The sequence below is a fragment of the Xanthomonas campestris pv. campestris str. ATCC 33913 genome, from assembly GCF_000007145.1.
GTDB lineage: Bacteria > Pseudomonadota > Gammaproteobacteria > Xanthomonadales > Xanthomonadaceae > Xanthomonas > Xanthomonas campestris.
In genome coordinates, this window is the sequence record NC_003902.1 from 802,439 (window position 1) to 819,037 (window position 16,599).

The window sequence follows — 16,599 nt, forward strand, 5'->3', positions numbered from 1 at the left end:
CACCACAACGTTTCGGTGACCGCATGACACCCATGCGGGAACCATTGCAGTGCCGGCCGTGTCATCTTCTGGCGGCAGCATCCTTCATCGACGTGCAAGGAAATCGTTCATGATCAAGCGTTCCATCACCCGCAGTCCGTCGCGCGCAGGCCAGGCCGGCATGAGCTTGCTGGAAATCATCATCGTCATCGTGCTGATCGGCGCGGTGCTCACCCTGGTCGGCAGCCGCGTGCTCGGTGGTGCCGATCGCGGCAAGGCGAACCTTGCCAAGTCGCAGATCCAGACCCTGGCCGGCAAGATCGAGAACTTCCAGCTCGACACGGGTAAGTTGCCGAGCAAGCTCGATGACCTGGTCACCCAGCCCGGCGGCAGCAGCGGTTGGCTGGGCCCGTACGCCAAACCGGTCGAACTCAACGACCCGTGGGGCCACACCATCGAATACCGCGTGCCCGGCGATGGCCAGGCCTTCGACCTGATCAGCCTCGGCAAGGATGGCCGCCCTGGCGGCAGCAGCTACGACTCGGACATCAAGTACCAGTAAGCCGCAGCCCATGCGCGTTGCGCGTCTGCCGTTGCTGCACCCGCACCGCGCTGCGCCCGTTGTGCGCAGGCAGCTGCGTGGCAGCTCGTTGCTGGAGATGCTGCTGGTCATCGCGCTGATCGCGCTGGCCGGTGTGCTGGCCGCCGCCGCGCTCACCGGCGGCATCGACGGCATGCGTCTGCGCAGCGCCGGCAAGGCCATCGCCGCGCAACTGCGCTACACGCGCACCCAGGCCATCGCCACTGGCACGCCGCAGCGCTTTCTGATCGACCCGCAGCAGCGGCGTTGGGAAGCGCCCGGCGGCCATCACGGCGACCTGCCTGCTGCCCTGGAGGTGCGCTTCACCGGTGCGCGGCAGGTGCAATCGCGCCAGGACCAGGGCGCCATCCAGTTCTTCGCCGATGGCGCCTCCACCGGCGGGCGCATCGACCTGACTATCAAGGACGCGCGCTGGCGCGTGGACGTGGGCTGGATCACCGGCGAGGTGCGTTCCGGCCCGCTGCGGACGCCAGCGCCATGAAGCATCAGCGCGGCTATTCGTTGATCGAAGTGATCGTGGCCTTTGCGTTGCTCGCCTTGGCACTGACGCTGTTGCTGGGCTCCTTGTCCGGTGCGGCGCGGCAGGTGCGTGGGGCCGATGACAGCACCCGCGCCACCTTGCATGCGCAGTCGTTGCTGGCCGTGCAGGGCATGGAACAACCGCTGGTGCCGGGGCAGCAGCAAGGCAGCCTGGAAGACGGGCATTTCCGCTGGTCACTGGATGTGCGCCCCTACGACGAACCGCGTCGCAATGCCCAGGCGCCGGTAGACCCGAGCGCCCCCACGCTGCTGCAGCTCACCTTGGTGGTGCGGTGGGGCGAGCAACCCAACCAGCGCTTGTTATGGCGCACGTTGCGGCTGGTGACGGCCACCGCACAGGGCAACCCCGCGTGATGCGTCCGCGCGCTGCCGGGTTCACCCTGATCGAAGTGCTGCTGGCCACGATGCTGCTGGTCGGCGGGCTGGCGCTGGCCTTTGCCACGTTGCGCTCGGCCAGCGCGATCAGCCAGCGCGGCGAAGCCATTGCGCAACGCAGCGAACGCACGCGCGCGGTAGAAGAATTCCTGCGTCGCCGGTTGTCCGCGGCGTTGCCGATCGCGATGGGCATCGATACGCAAAGCCAGCAACCAATGCTGTTCGTCGGCGAGCCGCAGCGCATGCGGTTTGCCGCCGATGTGCCGGATTATCTGGGCCGCGGCGGGCCGTATCTGCATGACGTGTCGGTGGTGGGCGATGGCGAGCAGCGCACGCTCACCATTGCGCTGACCATGTTGCAGTCGGGCAAGGAGATCGAAGAAGGCAACGCCTTGCCGGCTGAAACGCTGGCCGATGACGTGCAGCAGGTGAGCTTTCGCTACCGCGGGCTCGATCCACAAAGCGGTGCGCTGAGCGGGTGGCTGCCGCAATGGGAATGGCATGATCGCCTGCCCTTGCTGGTGCGCATCGACATCCGCAGCGGCGGCGCGGCCTGGCCGCCGGTGGTGGTGGCGCTGCCGCAGTCCGGCGGCGGTGGAGCGCTGGCGCAGTGAGGACGATGCGCGGTGCAGCGCTGGTGCTGGTGTTGTGGTTGATCGCCTTGCTTACCGCGATGATCGGCGCGTTTGCGTTGACCGCGCGCGTGGAAGCGCTGCAGGGGTCCATGCTGCGCAACGGCGGCCAGGCACAGGAATACGCACGCGCCGGCATGGAATACGCGCTGTCGCGCTTGAGCAGCGGCGAGCCGCAAGCGCGCTGGCGTCCGGACGGGCGCCGTTATCGTTGGCAGATGGACGATGCCAACGTGGAGATCCGCATCATCGATGAGAGCGGCAAGGTGGATCTGAACATGGCCGAGCCAACGCTGCTCGCCGGGCTGGTGCGCGCAGTGGGTGGCGAAGCCGGGCGCGATGTGCGCCTGGCTGGCGCAATCGTGGATTGGCGCGATGGCGACACGCTCACGCAGCCGGGCGGTGGTGCGGAAGATCGCGACTACGCCGATGCCGGGCTGCCGTATGGCGCCAAGGATGGTCCGTTCGAAACGCTGGGCGAATTGCGCCTGGTGCTGGGCATGGACGCAGAGCTGTACCGCAAGCTGTTGCCGCATGTCACCTTGTACAGCGGCCGTTCGCGCCCGGAAGCGCGCTTTGCCACCGGCCCGGTGCTCACTGCCATGGGTCTGGATGCCCAGCAACTGCTGGCGCAGCGTGACGCGCCGCTGGGTTTGCCAGGCAGCGACGCGACGCTTGGTGGGACAGACACTTATAGTATCGAGAGCCGGGCACGCCTGAGTCAGGGACGCGAGGCCGTGCTGCGTGCGGTCGTGCGCACCGGTGCGTCGGCCCTGCCCGGGTCCGCCTACACCGTTTTGCGTTGGGAAGAGGGAGCAGCAGTGCAATGACCGCGTGGCGGGATACCTTGGGACGCATTGGCGTTCGCGCCATGCCCGGCGCGGGCGGCTTCTGGCGTTGGTGGCAGCAATCGTTGCTGGCGTGGTTGCCGCAGCGCTGGCAGTGGCAGCTTGGCCTGTCGCAGTCACGGCTGCTATTGCAGCTGGATGGCGAGGCGCTGCAGTTGCTGCGTCAGCGCGACCAGACCAGCGACACCGTCGCCAGCCTGCCGTGGCCGGTGCAACCGCAGGAAGTGAACGCGCTGCTGCCCACCGCGCTGGAAGGCTTGCCGCAGCATTGGCTGCTGCCGGCCAGCCATGCGCTGCGCCGCCCGTTGCGGCTACCTGCCGCCGCCGCTGCACGCCTGCAGGACGTGGCGCGCTTCGAGATCGACCGGCAGACCCCGTTCACTGCCGACCAGGTGTACTTCGATGCACGCGTGCTCGACGTGCGCGAAGACGGCCAGCTCGATGCCGAGCTGGTGGTGGTGCCGCGGCGCATGATCGACGGCCCGGCCGGCGTGCCCGAGGCCTGGAGCAACGCGTTGTCCGGGATCGACGTGGCCGATGCGCGCGGCGCGCCGTTGGGCGTGAACCTGCTGCCGCCGGCCCGCCGCTTGCGCCGCAGCGACCCGATGCAACGCTGGAATCTGCTGCTCGCCGTCGCCGCGCTGGTGTTGCTCGCGGTGGCCGGCTGGCTGCTGCTGGACAACCGTCGCCAGGCCGCCGACGACCTGCGTGCCCAGGTGCAGGCCAACGCCGGGCGCGCGCGCCAGGTGGCCGCCGAGCGCCAGCAGTTGCTGGAACTGGTGGAGGGCGCAGCGTTCTTCCAGGAGCAACGTGCCACGCGTCCGACCTCGGTGGAAATCTGGGACGAATTGAGCCGCCGCCTGCCCAGCGGCACCTATCTGGAAAAGTTTTCGGTCGAGGGCGGGCAATTGCAGTTGATCGGTTTGAGCAAGGAGGCCTCCTCGCTGGTGCGCCGTCTGGAAGGTTCGCCGTTGTGGCACACGCCATCGCTGACCGGCGTGCTGCAGAGCGATGCCGGCCGCAACGTGGACCGCTTCACCATCACCGCCGAACTGGCCGGTCCCGATGCCAAGGAGGCCGCCGATGCCGCGCAGCGTTAAACGCGATCGCTGGATCGCCTTGGGCCTGTTGCTGCTGGTGATGGGCGTTGCGTATCTGGTGTTGGTGCACCCCTGGTTCACCCAGCCGATGCTCGCCGTGCAGGACGACCTGCAATCGCTGCGCGAACGCGAATTGCGCGTGCGCGTGCAGTTGCAACAGGCCCCGCAGGTCAGCCAGCGCCTGCAGCAGGCCAGGCAGACGCTGCAAAGCCGCCCCGGCTTCTTGCCGGAGAGTTCCGCCGAGCTGGCCTCGGCCGGGCTGGTGCAGCGGCTGGAACGTGCCGTGGTCGACGCCAGCCCGGGCAACCGCAGCTGCGCGATCAGCAACCGCTCGCCGCTGCAGCCGGAAACCAAGCGCTTCACCCGCGTGGCGGTGCAGGTGCGCCTGCGCTGCGGCACGCCGGAACTGGCCTCGGTGTTGTACAGCCTGGAAAACGGCACGCCGCGGCTGTTCGTGGACAACCTCAACGTGATGGCGCAGCGCTACCAGCTCTCGCCCAACGAAAGCGGCAACGGCCTGGATATCGCCTTCGAACTGGCCGGCTACCTGCGGCCAGGCAGCAATGCCGGCCCGGTGAACACCGGCGCCGCGCCTGCCGCCGGGGAGGCCAGCAATGCGCCTTGAAATGATCGGCCTGCGCACCTGGTTGCTGGCCACCGTGGTCGGCTGGGCGTTGCTGGTCTGCGTGCTGGCCGTGGCCGGCCTGGGCAAGCGGGTGGAATTGCTGCCCGATGACCCGGCCCTGGTGCAGCGCCTGCCGGCGTTGCCGGCACCGGCCCCTGAGCGGCTGGGGCCGTTCGAAAAATACGCCGAGATCGCCGCGCATCCGGCGTTTGCCGAAGATCGCCTGCCGCACCCGTTCTTCCTGTCCGGCAACGACGGCAGCGGCGCCGCCTCCACGGTGCGCCTGACCGGCGTGCTGCTGACCTCCACCTTCAAGATGGCCACGCTGACGCTGGATCCGGCCGATTCGGTGCGGGTGCAGCTGGGCGGCGATGCGGTGAAGGGATACCGGTTGCTGGCCCTGCAGCCGCGCAGTGCAACCATCGAAGGCCCGGGCGGCACCCAGACCCTGGAGCTGCAGGTGTTCAACGGCCAGGGCGGGCAGCCGCCAACCGCCATCGGGGGCCGCCCGCAGGCGCCCGGTGCCGTCCCGCCATTGCCGCCGAATGTCCCGCCGGCACCTGCAACACCCGCGCCGCCGCCAGCCGAGGTGCCGCAGCAGCAGCCCGGTGGCCAGGCGCCGCCGACGGTGCCGCCGCAGCGCAGCGATGGCGCCCAGGAAGCACCACGCCCCTCCGATGAGCAGATGCGCGCCATCCGTGAACGTATCGAAGCCCGACGCCGCCAGCTGCAACAGCAGCGCCAGGGCGGCTCCACCCCCGGTCAGACCCAATGAGTGAACGCATGACGCCGCGCCTGTTTCCCGTGTCCCTGCTGATTGGCCTGCTGGCCGGTTGCGCCACCACTCCGCCACCGGACGTGCGCCGCGACGCGCGCCTGGATCCGCAAGTCGGCGCCGCCGGCGCCACCCAGACCACCGCCGAACAACGCGCCGACGGCAACGCCAGCGCCAAGCCGACCCCGGTGATCCGGCGCGGCAGCGGCACCATGATCAACCAGAGCGCCGCCGCGGCCCCATCGCCCACCCTGGGCATGGCCAGCAGCGGCAGTGCCACCTTCAACTTCGAAGGCGAATCGGTGCAGGCCGTGGTCAAGGCGATCCTGGGCGACATGCTCGGCCAGAACTACGTCATCGCCCCGGGCGTGCAAGGCACCGTCACCCTGGCCACGCCCAACCCGGTGTCGCCCGCGCAGGCCTTGAACCTGCTGGAGATGGTACTGGGCTGGAACAACGCGCGCATGGTGTTCAGCGGTGGCCGCTACAACATCGTGCCGGCCGACCAGGCGCTGGCCGGCACCGTCGCGCCCAGCACGGCCTCGCCATCGGCCGCGCGCGGCTTCGAGGTGCGCGTGGTGCCGCTGAAGTACATCTCCGCCAGCGAAATGAAGAAGGTGCTGGAGCCGTACGCGCGCCCGAACGCCATCGTCGGCACCGATGCCTCGCGCAACGTGATCACCCTGGGCGGCACCCGCGCCGAGTTGGAAAACTATCTGCGCACCGTGCAGATTTTCGACGTGGACTGGTTGTCGGGCATGTCGGTGGGCGTGTTCCCGATCCAGTCCGGCAAGGCCGAAAAGATCAGCGCCGATCTGGAAAAGGTCTTCGGCGAACAGAGCAAGACCCCCAGTGCCGGCATGTTCCGTTTCATGCCGCTGGAAAATGCCAACGCGGTGCTAGTGATCACCCCGCAGCCGCGCTATCTGGACCAGATCCAGCAGTGGCTGGACCGCATCGACAGCGCCGGTGGCGGCGTGCGCTTGTTTTCGTATGAGCTGAAATACATCAAGGCCAAGGACCTGGCCGATCGCCTGTCGGAAGTGTTCGGCGGGCGTGGCAATGGCGGTAATAGCGGTCCTTCTTTGGTGCCGGGCGGTGTTGTGAATATGTTAGGCAATAATAGCGGTGGGGCCGATCGGGATGAAAGTCTTGGAAGTAGCAGTGGCGCCACTGGTGGAGATATAGGTGGCACGAGTAATGGTTCGAGTCAGTCGGGTACGTCAGGGAGCTTCGGCGGAAGTAGCGGCAGCGGCATGCTTCAGCTACCGCCTAGTACCAACCAGAACGGTAGCGTTACGCTGGAGGTGGAGGGCGACAAAGTTGGTGTTTCTGCAGTTGCTGAGACCAACACACTACTTGTGCGCACAAGTGCTCAGGCATGGAAATCTATTCGCGATGTGATTGAAAAGCTCGATGTGATGCCTATGCAGGTCCACATCGAGGCTCAAATTGCAGAAGTGACGCTAACTGGTCGATTGCAGTACGGCGTTAACTGGTATTTCGAAAATGCAGTCACCACGCCATCCAATGCTGATGGAAGCGGTGGCCCCAATCTACCCTCGGCTGCTGGCAGGGGAATTTGGGGGGATGTTTCGGGTAGCGTTACGAGCAATGGCGTCGCTTGGACATTTCTTGGAAAAAATGCAGCTGCGATTATTAGTGCGCTAGATCAGGTAACTAATCTGCGCCTTCTGCAAACGCCATCTGTTTTCGTGCGTAACAACGCGGAGGCGACGCTTAATGTGGGGTCGCGGATCCCCATAAATTCCACTTCAATCAATACTGGGTTGGGTAGTGATAGCAGCTTCTCATCTGTGCAATACATAGACACAGGTGTGATTCTAAAGGTGCGTCCGCGTGTGACGAAGGATGGCATGGTTTTTCTCGATATTGTTCAGGAGGTTAGTACGCCTGGTGCTCGACCAGCTGCTTGCACAGCTGCAGCCACTACAACGGTTAACAGTGCCGCATGCAATGTCGACATCAACACCCGACGCGTTAAAACGGAGGCGGCTGTTCAAAATGGCGACACCATCATGCTGGCAGGTCTTATCGACGACAGTACAACTGACGGAAGTAATGGCATACCGTTCCTTAGTAAGTTGCCAGTTGTTGGCGCACTTTTCGGACGTAAGACACAAAACAGTGATCGCAGAGAGGTTATCGTTCTCATCACGCCATCGATAGTCCGTAATCCTCAAGATGCGCGTGACTTAACTGACGAGTATGGCTCAAAATTTAAGTCTATGAGGCCAATGGATGTTCATAAATAATTCGCTAGATTAAAATAGGTGGAGAAAATGAAATGTGCATCAAAAAACCATTTAGGTATTTCTTTCTCGCCTTTTTTTACTTGCTCCGTTTATAGCGGGGAGTGCTAGTGCAGTTCCTTTTAGTGTGTCGTATAGCGCTCAGTATAGTGGCATACCGCTTTCAAACGCGCTTAATATCGCTACCGGCCATGCAATGATGAATGCCTACTTCAGCAGGGATGGTTGGGGGGAGTCGGCAAAGTCGGCTGAAACATGTCCGCTGACATCTTATACTTGGTGGCAGGATCCTGTCAGGGGGCTGACAGTTATTGCAACGGTTACCTGCACCCGGGAGATTTAGTAATTCAGAGATGAGGGTGCTCTTTGGTATGTACTCTGAGTTGCTCAAAATTTGATTGGATTATATTTTTTAGGCTGAAATATCGATTTAGGAATGAATGGATCCTGTCATTTTGGTTCCTGTAGGCACCGACGACGAGGCGTTGGATGCCTGTCTGGGCGCACTGGATGCGGCCACACCCGCCGGCACGCGGGTGTGGCTGGCCGACGATGCGCAGGCCGGCCAACGCGGGCGCGCGGTAATCGAACACTGGCTGGCGCGCACGCAGCTGCAGGCGCACCACACCCGCCGCCAGCGCATGCTGGGGGAGGTGGCACATCTGGATGAAATGCTCGCCGCCTGTGGCGATGCCGATGTGGTGGTGCTCGGCATCGATGCGCGCCCATTGCCAGGCTGGCTGCGGCAACTGCAGGCCTGCTTTGCGCGCGATGCCGCGATTGCCACCGCCACCCCGTGGAGCAATGCCGGCGAGGCCTGTGCCTGGCCACGGTTGGGCGAAATCAATCCACTGCCGGAGGCACCCGAACGCCTGGCTGCCGCCTGCGCGGCGATGCCGCCGCTGCATCCGGAATTGCCGTCGGCCGCCGGCCATGCGGTGCTGTTGCGCGGCAGCGCACGTCGCAAGGCGGGCGGGCTGGATGCCAGCAGTTATGGTTCGTGGTACGCCGCGCTGACGGATCTGAGCCTGCGCATGGCCGGGTTGGGCTGGCGCAACGTGCTGTGCGACACCGCGTTCGTCGCGTCCCCGCACGAAGGCCGCCCGGCCGATGGCGACATGGACGCACTGGCCACGCGGTGGCCCGCCTGGCATGCGCGCCTGGCCAACTTCCTGATGCACGACCCGCTGCGTGCGCAGCGCGAGCAGCTGACGCACCTGCTGGCCGACCTGCCGCCGCCGGACCCGCAGCGCACCTTGTTCGACGCGTAGCTCGATCGCGACCGAGTCTGCCCGGTGTGCAGGGCGGGAGTCGCGACCGAATGCATAAAAGCCACTGACAAGAACGTCTTTGCGGTTGCGAGACGAGCGCAGCGCAGCTGCCATTCAATACGCAATAAACCGCTTTTCTAGCGTGCTGCACCCTCAATCGGTCGCGACGCGTTGTTCGCCGCGTTTAGGCTCGCTAACGCAACGAAGAGCGCAACGCGCGATGCTCACCATCGATTCCCGATTCCCGATTCCCGGCGCTACAGCGCCGAATGCGTCGGCGCCTCGGTGCGCACCACCACATCCAGCGCATCGTGGCGCCAGGATTCGATATCCAGTTCCACCGCGCTGCCGTCCTCGGCAAAGCTCACCCGCTGCAGGCGAAAGCACGGCGTGCCGGTGGTGGACTGCAGCAGGATTGCCTGCGCCGCATCCAGGCCGGCCGGGTGCATCGACAACTGGCTGCGGCTCAGGAACAGGCCCAGTTTCTGGTTGAACACGCTCGACAGTGAGCCGGCCAGATCATGCTCGAGCAGGCCGGGTGCCCAGGCGGCCAGCACCACGTTGGTTTCCAGCAGCACCGCGCGGCGATCGATCCAGCGCCGCCGCTGCAGCACGAACACCGGCTCTTGCAGGCGGTGCAGGCGCAGCGCGGCGGCATACGCCGCGCCGGCTGGCTGCAGGGTGGCGCTCAACAGCTCGGTGCGCGGCTTGCGCCCTTGCGCGGCCACGTACTGCATGAAGCCGGCAATGCTGGTGGGGTCGTAGCGCACGCGCGGTGCGCTGACGAACCAGCCACGCCGATTCTCGCGGTAGATGCGGCCTTCGGCTTCGAGTTGCTGCAGGGCTTCACGCAGGGTGATGCGCGTGCAGCCGAAACGCTCGGCCAACGCGCGCTCCACTGGCAGGCGCTGGTCCGGGCCCCATTCGCCCGCAGCGATCTGCGCGCTGATGGCATCGGTGATGGCGGACTGGCGTGAGACGTTCATGCGGCGATCCGCCGACGGGTGACACACAGCATGTGCGGGGAGATGACCGAAAAGACGAGTGCTCCGATGGTAATGAAGAATGCGGCCACAAACCTGTTTCAGGTCACTGTGCGTTTGCCGGGGTGCGCTGCCGTTGGGCATTCCAGCTGTGCCAACCGTACACGGCAAGGCCCACGAAGCCGGCGTAGAGCAGGGCGGTGGGGTACAGCGCCTTGCTGACGAACACGCCCACATACACGCAATCCAGCACGATCCACAGCACCCAGTTGGCGATGCGCCTGCGCGCGGCCCACACGCTGGCCACCAGGCTGAAGCTGGCGAGCGCCGCGTCCAGCCACGGCAACGCCGCATCGGTGCGGTGGTGCATGTAGGCGCCCAACGCGGCAGCGAAGCCGGCGCCAACACCCAACGACAGCCACAGCTCACGTTGCGGCATTGGCAGCGGGCGGATGCGCGTCTCCAGCGCAGTGCCGCGCTGCCACTGCCACCACCCATATAACTGCGTCAGCACGTACACGCCCTGCAGCAACATGTCCGAATATAGCTTCCATTGGTAGAACAGCCAGGCGTAGAGCGCCACGGCCACGATGCCCACCGGCCAGCACCAGCGAATGCGCCGCGCCGTGAGCCACACGCCCAGCAGGTTGATCACAACGGCGATGGATTCGAGCAAGGACATGGTGGCCTGGAGGGCAGATGCGATGTGGCTGGACGGTGTGCAGGACGCTATGTGATTGCTGCCGATCAGCCGCACGTGCACGGTGGTGCGGGTGCCGTCATGGCGCTGCGCGTGATCGCTGAGCCTGCAGCGCGCTGCAGGTTCATGCGCTGCGCCGCTGAACACGGCGCAGCGCAGCGATTACGGGTTAGAAATCCACTTGCACGGTCAGCCGGGCGGTGCGCGGTGCGCCGGGGAATAGATAGGCATCGCCCTGGTATTCGCCCGCATCGCGCCAGTAGCGTTTGTCGAACACGTTGTCCACGTTCAAGCGCCAGGTGGTGGCCAGCCCGCCCAGCGTGGTGGCGTAACGCGTGCCCAGGTTGGCCACCGCGTAGGCCGGGACGCTGGCGCTGCCGAGGCGGTCGGCAAACTTGCGGCCGCTGTATTGCACGCCCGCCAGCAGTGCCAGGCCGTCGATGCCGGGCACGCGGTAGTCGGCCTGCACGCTGGCGCGCAGCTTGGGCACATTGATGGCCTGGTGGCCTTCGTAGGCGGCGATGCCGGTGTCTTCGGCACGCGCACGAATCGCCGCCACGCTGGCAAACAGCTGCAGTTGCCCGGTCACCGCGCCATCGGCAGACAGCTCCAGGCCACGGTTGTGCAGCCGCCCCTGCTGCACGTACAGCAGGCCACCGTCGGCCTGCGGCTGGGTGAACTGATAGGCCTGGCGGATATCGAAGACGGCAGCGCCCAGGCGCACACCCTGCAGCTGCCATTTCGCGCCGGTTTCCAGCTGATAGGCATTGGTCGGCGTCAGGATTTCATCGGCGTTGTCGGCGAACCACGGTGCGGTGCCACCGGCAGCCAGGCTCTTGGCGTAGCTCGCATACACGGTGACCTGCTGCTGCGGTTTGAACAGCAGTGCTGCCTGTGGCAGCAATGCGTCCTTGCGGGTGCGGCGTTCCAGCACGCCATCGCGGTCGAAGGCGCGCTCGTCCAGGCGCACATAACGCGCGCCCAGCGACAGCTCCCATTGCGAACCGAAGCCAATCCGGTCTGCCACGACCAGGGCACGCTGACGGCTGTCCAGGCGGCGCTGTTTCGGGTCCAGCGCGACATCGGTCTGCGCGAAGACCTCCGGGTCGCGATCGATGCTGCCGCTGCCGACGAACTCATTCACCGACCCGTAGCGGTCGATGGTCCGGCGCAACCAATCGGCACCGATGCTCAGCTGATGGTCCAGCGCGCCGGTGGTCACGCGGCCATCCAGGCTGGCGCGCAGCTGGTCGTGCACGCGAGTGTCGTCCGGGCTGCGGTAGTCGTAAACGTCGTATTCGCCCTGCGCACTGAAAAAATTCGGCGTGGCAATGTCCGCGCAGCTGGCCGCGCCGTAGCAGCCCCAGGCAAACGCGGAGAAGTCATTGATGGTTGAGCGGCTGCGCGAGGCTTCCACGCTGGCGCGCCACACCTCGTTGAACTGGTAGGTATAGCGCAGCTGCGCGTTGAGCGAATCCATCTCCACCGGCCGCGACCATGGCTGATACCCGAGCAGGCGATGCACGTCGATGTTGCGCGGCACCTGCGTGCCGCCCAGCAACTGATACCCGGGCACCGAGCGCTGCTGCCGATGCTGGTATTCCACATCCACCTGCAACAACGACTGCGCGGTGGGTTTCCAGTCGCCGGCCAGCGACAGGAAATTGCGGTAGCCATCGGCATGGTCGACATAGCTGCGGAAATCTTCGCGCGCGGCATTCACGCGCACGCCCAGCGTGCGATCGGCATCGAACCAGTCGCCCAGATCGGCCGCGATGTAGCGCGAGCCTTGTTCGTCGGTCCCCAGGGTCACGCTACGCACATGTTCGGGGCGCTTGGTGCGGTAGTCGATCAGCCCCGCCGGTTCGTTGACCCCGGATTGCAGCCCGGCCAGTCCCTTGAGGATCTGCACCTGCTGCTTGTTTTCCAGCGCGATCGATTGCTCACCCACCGCGCTCAGCCCGTTGATGCGGTAGCTGTTGGCGGCGTTGAGCGAGTAGCCGCGCAGCACGAAGTTTTCGTAATAACCGATGGGGGCATACGCATCGCCGGCCGAGGCATCGGCGCGCAATACCTCGCTGAGCACGCGCGCCTGGCGGTCGAGCAGTTGCTGGCGCTCGATCACCGCAATCGACGCCGGCGCATCCAGCAGCGACGTGGCGCCGAAGCCGCTCAGCGTGGTGGCGGCATCGGCGCGCTCACCCCGCACGTTGACCGCATCCAGTTGGACGGCCGCGCCGTCCGGTTGTTGCTGTGCCAGGGCAGGCAAGGTGATGCACAGCGCCAGCGCCAAGGCGAGCGGACGACGGGACAGCAAGGAAGGGCAGGGTGCGTACATGCGCAAGACTCGAAGAAAGGATGAAAGACGCTCAGCGCAGCCGGCGCGCACGCGCGTGCAGATGCTCGCGCAGGCGACGCCCCTCGGGGCTGGCAAACCAGTCCGCGTGGCCGAGCAGATAACGGTGATAGGCGATGTCGGCGTTGTCGGCCGAACGGGTGATGCCGGCGAAGTAGCCGATCTCGCTGAGCGCAAAATCCGCATGCACGATCGGCAGCAGCGCCGCGAGCAGGCGCAGTTGCGCCGCATCCAGCGGGCAGTGCTGCGCGTAGCCGTCCAGCAAGGCGTCGAGCTGTTCCAGCTGCGGCTCGGCGCGCTGCGCGGTGTCCAGGTTCAGCCATGGAATCAGATTGCGTTCGATCGCCGTGGCCAGATCGAACAACGCGAAACTGCGATCGCACAGGCCGAAGTCGAACACCGCGCTGACCTCGGTGTGGCCCGCATCGGTGTCCCACAACAGATTGGAGGCGTGCCAGTCGCCGTGCGTCCACAACGGCGGCAGCGCACCCGGCGCAGAGAGCAACGGCCAGGCCTGCGCATGCCAGGGCAGCAGGTGGGTGGCGATGTCGGCGCGCCATGGCCGATGGCGCAGATCGGCCGCCAGCGCGGGACGCGATGCCAGCGCCTGTTCCAAGGCATGCAGCGGGTCTTGCTGGGTGAACAACGCCAGATTGGCCACCAGCACACTGGTCTGGCGCGGCGGCGCGTCGAATCCCTGTGCGCACACATGCAGGCGTGCCAGCGCGGCGCCGGCCGCGAACGCATGCGCAACGTTGCAGAACGGGGTCCACGACAAGGCGTCGCGATACACGTCCTGGCCGCGGCCCACGCGTTGCACTTCGTAGACCCACTCCGCCTCGGCCAGCGCAGTGCGGCCTTGTGCGTCGTGCAGGACTTCGACCACCGGCGCGCCAGCCCAGCGCAGATGCGCCATGAAGGCATGCTCCTGTCGCAGCGTCTCCACCGTGCGCACGCGGTGGTGATGCCGTTTGACGATGACCGTGCCGGCCGCCGTGTCCACGCACGCCGCCGCGGAAAACGGGCGCGCGCTATGCCAGCGCACGGCTTCAGTGCCGACGCTGCCTGCGAACCGCTGCAGCACATGGTGGATCTCGTCGGCGCGCAGCACCGGCCAATCCGGCAAGGCCAGTTCCAGGCCCATGCCATGGACGTGATGCGGTCCGTTCATGGCTGCCCGCCGGCAACCGCGCGCGGTTTTGCGTGCGGGGTTGGTATAGACCAGAAGGGTGGGGCCGATCGTCGGGGCCCGGCGTGCCTGCCGGCAAGATCCAAGACGGCGCTGCCAGGCCGTCGTTGCAGCGCAGGCGCCATCAGGCAGCCGCGACGCAGGGAGTGAAAGGGCAGCGCGAAACCGTGGGGTCGCTGGCCGTCATCTCGAAGCTGAAAAGTGGGAGGTGCGCCGCAGGGCGGCGTCCACGGAAGGCCGCATGGCGGTTCCGGGCGCGCAGTATGCCCCCTGCGTTTGCCGACCGCCATGCACCCGGCCGCTGCGGCGATGGCGCTGCGGGCGCGCGGCACGGGATAATCGCTGGATGACTTCCCTTTCGATCGCCGCCGTCGTTGTCACCTACCAGAGCAGCAGCACGATCGACGCGTGTCTGGCGCGGCTGCGCGCGGCCGAGGGCGTCAGCGAGATCCGCGTGGTCGACAACGCCTCCAGCGACGACACCCTGGATGTGGTGCAGCGGCATGCGCTGGCCGATCCGCGCGTGCAGTTCATCGCCAACCCGGACAACCCGGGCTTCGCCACCGCCTGCAACCAGGGCGCGCGCGACTCGCAGGCGCCGTGGCTGGTCTTCATCAATCCCGACCTGATGGTCGAGCACGACACGCTGCGCCGGCTGTGCGAGCGCGCTGGCGGCCATGCCGCAGTGTTGCTGGGGGTGGAGCAGGTGGACGAACACGGCCAGCCCGACGCTGCGGTACGCCGGCGTGACCCGGACTTTGCCGCCATGCTGCGTGCGCCCCGTGCAGCTGCCCAGCTGGCCGTGCCTGCGGACCCGGCCCTGGCGCTGCAGCCGGTGGACGCCATCTCCGGTGCCCTGATGCTGATGCAGCGCAGCCTGTTCGACCGCCTGGACGGCTGGGACGGCGGCTACCGCCTGCATGCCGAGGACCTGGACCTGTGCCGGCGTGCGCGCCAGGCCGGCGCACTGGTGGCGGTGGCCAATGACCTGCAGGTGGTGCACGTGCGTGGGGTCTCCAGCCGTTCGCGCCCGTTTTTTGTGGAATGGCACAAGCACCGCGGTCTGTGGCGGTATTTTTGCAAATTCGAGTCCGCGCAACGCGGGCTGCTGGTGCGGCTCGGGGTCTGGGCGGCGATCTGGACCCATGCGGCGGCGCAGGTACCCCGGCTGCTACGCCAACGCTAGTTCGTCGCGTTAAATTTGTGATAAATCCGTGATGCGATAGTGTCCGGAACTGTGATACGGTTCTCTTAGAAATGTGATCAAAGTCGATTGCTTCCTGTCCCTTCCGGGTCCCCCACCAGGAAATCTGCAATGTCCCTACAGAACGACCCGCGCTCGCGGGTACGTCAGCCGTGCGCCACCCCCTCACGGTCCGGCTCGGTTGAGCGGGCGTCAGCGTGCAGCCAGCCCCAACGGCGTCCCCTCCAGCGGGCGGCCATGTCACTGCTTGCGGTGGGTTGCCTGATCGCCGCGCTGCCCGACACTGCCATGGCCGGTGCCTGGACCCAGCCGCAAGGCGACACTCTGGTGATCGTCAAGGCGCTGCATAGCGATGGACGCGGTTGGTTCGATGACAGCCATCACCGCACCACCTTCGGTGATGGACAGCAGTTCGATGGCAACGGGCGTAGCCGCCAGGACCAGCTCAATGTCTACGTCGAGCACGGCCTGACTGACCAACTGAGCGTCATCGGCAACTTCTATTTCACCGACGTGGGTTTCAGCAATCACGGCGGAGACGGCCGCACCCGCGCCAGCACCACCGGCTTCGCCGATCAGGAAATCGGCCTGCGCTACGCGCTGCCGAGTGCGCAGGACGATGTCTGGCGCAGTTCAGTGCAGGCACTGGTGAGCATCCCAGCCTATGGCCGCAGCAAGACCTACCACCCGAACACCCCTGGTGCGAATTCCGACCCGGCCTTGGGATTGGGTGACTATGGTCTGGAGTTGCGCTACAGCCGCGGGCGTGGATACACGCTGGGTGGGCGCAATGGCTATGTTGATCTCGGCGGTGCGGTGCGTCTGCGCGGCAGTGCCGCCTCCGACGAACTGCGGGTGGATGCCTCCACTGGCCTGAGTCTGACCCCCAGCTGGCTAGTGCTTGGCGAACTCAACGTGATCCAGGGCTTGGGCAACGGGCGTAACAACTTCGACGTGCCCGGCTCTGCTGGTGGCGTCAGTTTCGTCGCCACCGGCACCAACTACGACCTCACCAAGCTGCAGCTGTCCACGCTGTATACCGCCCCCGGTGGTAGCCAGTGGCAGGTGGGCTACCAGCAGCCAGTGATGGGCCGCAATACCGGTGCTGCCGGCGGGCCATTCGTGGCCGCCTGGTGGCGGTTCTAGGG

16 protein-coding genes are annotated in these 16,599 nt (G+C 65.9%); 12 read left to right on the forward strand and 4 right to left on the reverse strand.

The window, feature by feature from the left end:
- Window positions 1-109 precede the first annotated feature (109 nt).
- The 10 genes from gspG (at window position 110) to XCC_RS03470 (ending at window position 9,019) form a co-directional block, all read left to right on the forward strand.
- Window positions 110-541 carry a type II secretion system major pseudopilin GspG gene (gspG, locus tag XCC_RS03425; protein WP_011035902.1) on the forward strand — a complete coding sequence of 144 codons (432 nt, stop codon included), beginning with the start codon at window positions 110-112 and terminating at the stop codon, window positions 539-541.
- Window positions 542-551: 10 nt separating this feature from the next.
- Complete coding sequence (xpsH, locus tag XCC_RS03430; protein ID WP_011035903.1) at window positions 552-1,061, forward strand: type II secretion system protein XpsH; 510 nt, start codon at window positions 552-554, stop codon at window positions 1,059-1,061.
- Entirely contained in the window at window positions 1,058-1,474 is a 417-nt protein-coding gene (gene xpsI, locus XCC_RS03435; RefSeq protein WP_011035904.1) for a type II secretion system protein XpsI, read from the forward strand. The genes xpsH and xpsI overlap by 4 nt, the downstream gene beginning before the upstream one ends.
- Window positions 1,471-2,109, forward strand: a complete 639-nt coding sequence (locus tag XCC_RS03440) for a type II secretion system protein J (protein ID WP_011035905.1) — start codon at window positions 1,471-1,473, stop codon at window positions 2,107-2,109. The genes xpsI and XCC_RS03440 overlap by 4 nt, the downstream gene beginning before the upstream one ends.
- Window positions 2,106-2,957, forward strand: a complete 852-nt coding sequence (locus XCC_RS03445; RefSeq protein WP_011035906.1) for a general secretion pathway protein GspK — start codon at window positions 2,106-2,108, stop codon at window positions 2,955-2,957. Before XCC_RS03440 ends, XCC_RS03445 begins: the two co-directional genes overlap by 4 nt.
- Complete coding sequence (locus tag XCC_RS03450) at window positions 2,954-4,075, forward strand: PilN domain-containing protein (protein ID WP_011035907.1); 1,122 nt, start codon at window positions 2,954-2,956, stop codon at window positions 4,073-4,075. Before XCC_RS03445 ends, XCC_RS03450 begins: the two co-directional genes overlap by 4 nt.
- On the forward strand, window positions 4,059-4,700 hold the full coding sequence (gene gspM / locus XCC_RS03455; protein ID WP_011035908.1) for a type II secretion system protein GspM: 642 nt from the start codon (window positions 4,059-4,061) through the stop codon (window positions 4,698-4,700). The genes XCC_RS03450 and gspM overlap by 17 nt, the downstream gene beginning before the upstream one ends.
- The gene (xpsN, locus tag XCC_RS03460; RefSeq protein ID WP_011035909.1) at window positions 4,690-5,475 is read left to right on the forward strand and encodes a type II secretion system protein XpsN; all 786 of its coding nucleotides are present in this window, start codon (window positions 4,690-4,692) and stop codon (window positions 5,473-5,475) included. Before gspM ends, xpsN begins: the two co-directional genes overlap by 11 nt.
- Window positions 5,472-7,751 carry a type II secretion system secretin GspD gene (gene gspD, locus XCC_RS03465; protein WP_011035910.1) on the forward strand — a complete coding sequence of 760 codons (2,280 nt, stop codon included), beginning with the start codon at window positions 5,472-5,474 and terminating at the stop codon, window positions 7,749-7,751. The genes xpsN and gspD overlap by 4 nt, the downstream gene beginning before the upstream one ends.
- Before the next feature lie 437 nt (window positions 7,752-8,188).
- Complete coding sequence (locus XCC_RS03470; protein ID WP_011035911.1) at window positions 8,189-9,019, forward strand: glycosyltransferase family 2 protein; 831 nt, start codon at window positions 8,189-8,191, stop codon at window positions 9,017-9,019.
- 257 nt (window positions 9,020-9,276) lie between these two features.
- On the opposite strand, the gene XCC_RS03475 is transcribed toward XCC_RS03470, so the two are convergent.
- The 4 genes from XCC_RS03475 to XCC_RS03490 all read right to left on the reverse strand — a co-directional run bounded on the left by XCC_RS03475 (window position 9,277) and on the right by XCC_RS03490 (window position 14,229).
- Window positions 9,277-10,005 carry a UTRA domain-containing protein gene (locus tag XCC_RS03475; RefSeq protein WP_011035912.1) on the reverse strand — a complete coding sequence of 243 codons (729 nt, stop codon included), beginning with the start codon at window positions 10,003-10,005 and terminating at the stop codon, window positions 9,277-9,279.
- A gap of 103 nt (window positions 10,006-10,108) precedes the next feature.
- Window positions 10,109-10,684 carry a nicotinamide riboside transporter PnuC gene (pnuC, locus tag XCC_RS03480; protein ID WP_011035913.1) on the reverse strand — a complete coding sequence of 192 codons (576 nt, stop codon included), beginning with the start codon at window positions 10,682-10,684 and terminating at the stop codon, window positions 10,109-10,111.
- A gap of 187 nt (window positions 10,685-10,871) precedes the next feature.
- Window positions 10,872-13,040, reverse strand: a complete 2,169-nt coding sequence (locus tag XCC_RS03485) for a TonB-dependent receptor (protein WP_011035914.1) — start codon at window positions 13,038-13,040, stop codon at window positions 10,872-10,874.
- A gap of 31 nt (window positions 13,041-13,071) precedes the next feature.
- On the reverse strand, window positions 13,072-14,229 hold the full coding sequence (locus tag XCC_RS03490) for a phosphotransferase enzyme family protein (RefSeq protein ID WP_011035915.1): 1,158 nt from the start codon (window positions 14,227-14,229) through the stop codon (window positions 13,072-13,074).
- A 364-nt stretch (window positions 14,230-14,593) separates the two neighbouring features.
- Between XCC_RS03490 and XCC_RS03495 the strand changes: the two genes are divergently transcribed.
- Both XCC_RS03495 and XCC_RS03500 read left to right on the forward strand, forming a co-directional pair.
- The gene (locus tag XCC_RS03495) at window positions 14,594-15,433 is read left to right on the forward strand and encodes a glycosyltransferase family 2 protein (RefSeq protein WP_011035916.1); all 840 of its coding nucleotides are present in this window, start codon (window positions 14,594-14,596) and stop codon (window positions 15,431-15,433) included.
- Window positions 15,434-15,688: 255 nt separating this feature from the next.
- Window positions 15,689-16,597: a hypothetical protein gene (locus XCC_RS03500; RefSeq protein WP_011035917.1), complete on the forward strand. Its 909-nt coding sequence runs from the start codon at window positions 15,689-15,691 to the stop codon at window positions 16,595-16,597.
- The last annotated feature ends 2 nt before the right edge of the window (window positions 16,598-16,599 follow it).